The 2141-nt window shown below is 67.6% G+C and carries 2 protein-coding genes; one reads left to right on the top strand and one right to left on the bottom strand.

Annotated features, from left to right (window positions below; genetic code table 11):
- The coding region (locus EN738_RS33730; RefSeq protein ID WP_127287308.1) for a hypothetical protein at positions 1–806 on the top strand (806 nt) is incomplete at its 5' end.
- 11 nt (positions 807–817) lie between these two features.
- On the opposite strand, the gene EN738_RS33725 is transcribed toward EN738_RS33730, so the two are convergent.
- Positions 818–2141, bottom strand: a 1324-nt coding sequence (locus EN738_RS33725) for a cisplatin damage response ATP-dependent DNA ligase (protein ID WP_127287307.1), incomplete at its 5' end; no start/stop codon positions are given.

Below are 2141 nucleotides of genomic sequence, written 5' to 3'. Positions count from 1 at the left end.
CCTCCGATGCGCCACGCTCGCGCGTGCTGCCAGTCGTCCCCGACATCATGCCGGGCGACCTTCCCGATGCGCCGACGCTCGATTCGCCGGCATCCGCCGCGGCGGAAGACGGCGAGGCGGAGGTGGCGCCGGACCGCGACGAGCGGCGGATCAGGGGACGTCGCCTGCCGCTGACGGCAATCTTCCTCGGCGTGACGCTGCTGGCCGCCGCCGGCATCGGGCTCTATTTCGCCAAGCAGACCGGCGTCTTCAAGACCGCGGCCGAACTCGACACCGGCCCGCCTCAGGCGCCGCCGACGGTCGAGGACGACGAGGCGGCCGAGCCGCCCGCCGGGTCGCCGGAAAAACAGGGCGAGGCCGCGCAGCAGCGCGACTGGATCAGTGTCTTCTCACCGGCCGACCCGACCCATGTCGCGGCGCCCGCCGACGCCAAGGCCGAGGTGATGCAGGACGACACCGGCTCGTTCCTGCGCATCCGCTCCGGCGCTTCCGGTTCGGCGATCGCCTTCGACGTCGGCCAGGGCGTGCTGGAAAAGCTCGTCGGCAAGCATGCCATGTTCGACATCGTCGCCCGCTCGGAAGAGGGCAAGGAGACGCAGATCTCGGTCGACTGCAATTTCGGCGAGCTCGGCGATTGCGGCCGCAAGCGCTATGCGGTCGGTCACGAGCGCAACGAATATCTGTTCGACGTGCAGTTCCCGGACAAGCAGCCGGGCGCGGCCGGCACCATTGCCATCAACTCCGACTTCGACAAGCAGGGCAAGTCGGTCGATATCTACGAGGTCCGCGTCTCGATCGCGCAGTAGCGTCGGATTTGCTAATCCAGCAGCGCCTGCAGCGTCTCGATGCGGTCCGCCTCGGCCGCCGGCTTGTCCCAGCGCAGCCGTGAAATACGCGGAAAACGCATGGCGACGCCCGATTTGTGCCGGGTCGAGCGGTTGAGCCCCTCGAACGCCACCTCCAGCACCAGGCCGTTGTCGCGGTCGGCGCGAACCGAGCGCACCGGGCCGAAGCGCTCGACAGTGTTGTCGCGGACATATTTGTCGATCTGCTTCAGCTCCTCGTCGGTGAAGCCGAAATAGGCCTTGCCGACCGGCACCAGCTCTTCCGCGCCTTCCGGGCCCGACCAGACGCCGAAGGTGTAATCGGAGTAGAAACTCGAGCGCTTGCCATGGCCGCGCTGCGCATACATTAGCACCGCGTCGACCGTGTGCGGATCGCGCTTCCATTTGAACCACGGACCCTTCGGCCGGCCGGCGAGATAGGGCGAATCCCAGCGCTTCAGCATCACCCCTTCGATGATCGGATGCGGCGGCGCCTGGCGAAGCTCCTCCAGCGCCTGCCAGTCGGGGAATTCGACCAGCGGCGAGAGGTCAAAACGGCCTGGATCGAGCGTGCCGATGAAGGCCGCGAGCCGGGCCCGCCTTTCGCGGAAAGGCAGCGCGCGCAAATCCTCGCCGCCAATCAGCAGTGCGTCGTAGCAACGCATGAAGGCCGGATATTGCTGCTGGATTTTTGGCGACACGCTCTTGCGGTTCAGCCGCTGCTGCAGGTCGGAAAAGGTACCCGTCGCTTCACGCGGATCGCCGACCAGCAATTCGCCGTCGAGCGCGGCGGAGAAATCCATCGCCGCGGCGAGGTCGGGAAAGGCGCCGGAGACGTCGTCGCCGGTGCGCGAATAGAGCCGGCGGATGCCGCCTTCGCACACCGCCTGGACGCGGATGCCGTCCCATTTCCATTCGGCCGCGTAGTCGGCCGGATCGAGCTTTTCGAGATCGCCGTCGCCGACCGGATTGGCCAGCATCACCGGACTGAACAGCGCCTGCGCGGTCCGTTCGGGCTTGCCGGCCTTGCCCTCCAGCCAGGCGAACAGCGAGATGTAGGGCGGCGTCAGCCCGTGCCACAGCTCCTCGATTTCGGTGACGTCGACCTGGCCGAGATCGGCCAGCGCCTGTTTGGCAAGCCGCGCCGAAACGCCGATGCGCAGGCCGCCGGTGACCAGCTTGATGATGGCGAAGCGCGCCGAGATGCTGGCGCTGTCGAGCAGCCTCGCCAGCACCTTCGGTCCGTCGGAGCGGCTCGCCGCCTGCAGCTTGCCGACCCCCTCGGCCAGCGTCGGCGCGTGGTTCGGGATATTTCCG

Source organism: Mesorhizobium sp. M4B.F.Ca.ET.017.02.2.1 (genome assembly GCF_003998955.1).
GTDB lineage: Bacteria > Pseudomonadota > Alphaproteobacteria > Rhizobiales > Rhizobiaceae > Mesorhizobium > Mesorhizobium abyssinicae.
Note: the sequence above shows the minus strand (reverse complement) of the source record. Positions and strands in the feature narration are given on the sequence as shown.